We start from the raw sequence: 1,064 nt of genomic DNA, 5'->3' as shown, positions 1-1,064 counted from the left end.
AAAAAATTCCCGAGACAGAGAAAGTACGAGCGGCTCTCTCCGAGATAAAAGAATATTGGCAATGGCGTAAAGTAGCTGAGCAGCTCATTCAGCTTCCAAAGCCTCGTTATGTTCAAGATGCTTACGCTTGGCAACGGTCTTTACACGAGTTTCTAGCGCAGAGCCCAATGGCTTGGTTGGAATGGGCTGAAAAGGCCGAGCAATTTGGCTCACAGCACGTTGCCACGGCTTTGGATAAAGCCTTGGTCCAATTTCCAAACAATGATCTTCTGGCCCGACGTGCAATTCAAACAGCAGTCCAAAACGAAGACGATAGTACTTTGTCCCGTTTAGCCGTCTCTCAAGCTTGTACTTTTGTGGATATGTTGTCTGAAGGTGCGTTGGAAGCATTGCAGACGATTGATGCAACTCTTTACCTTATGATTTATCGTCAGATTGATCAGATTAATCCGCACGATGATCCTGAAGAACGTCAGTATCGAGCACTAAGTAAATTAAGCGCTTTCATGCAAGAGTATTACGTAAAAGAGTTAGTTGGTTTTTTAGCGCAAGATGAACGCTTATTGTTGGATCAACGTTTGCGATTACTAAAGCTCATTGATGCGAATGGCGATCATGTCGAAGCGAAAAAAATTCGTGAGAACATGGTGCCATTTCTTCTTAATAAACAACAAAATCGTAGTGACGATATTGCAGCTGAGCAGCTTGTTTTGCTGCGGGAAAACTACAAAGCGCTCAAATTGCCTCAATCGGCGTTTGATCTGTTTATGTCATCGATTAATAACTTAATTGTGGTGCGCAATAATTTTGCATCCTTGGTGGATAAGTACCAGGTCAGCTTGGCGCAGAAATAAGGCGTGACAAGCAACCCATCTAATCGCCATAATCTCCTCCGTTCAGCCCGTAGCGGCTCAATCCTTTTAGTACAGGAATTCTCATGTCTGAAGAACTAGAAATGAATATGGATGTCGCGAATCTTTATCGCGAAGAAATTTATACAGATCAGAAGATCGGCACCATTCGTGTTATGACGCCTGTGACGGCAAGTGGTGAACGTGACGATG

1 protein-coding gene is annotated in these 1,064 nt (G+C 43.7%); it reads left to right on the top strand.

All coding sequences use genetic code 11. The features are described 5' to 3' along the window. Nucleotides 1-854, top strand: an 854-nt coding sequence (locus tag A3762_RS27655; protein ID WP_197469273.1) for a hypothetical protein, incomplete at its 5' end; no start/stop codon positions are given. Nucleotides 855-1,064 lie beyond the last annotated feature (210 nt).

This window comes from Oleiphilus sp. HI0125 (assembly GCF_001635355.1).
This window is presented reverse-complemented; position numbering and strand designations above follow the sequence as displayed.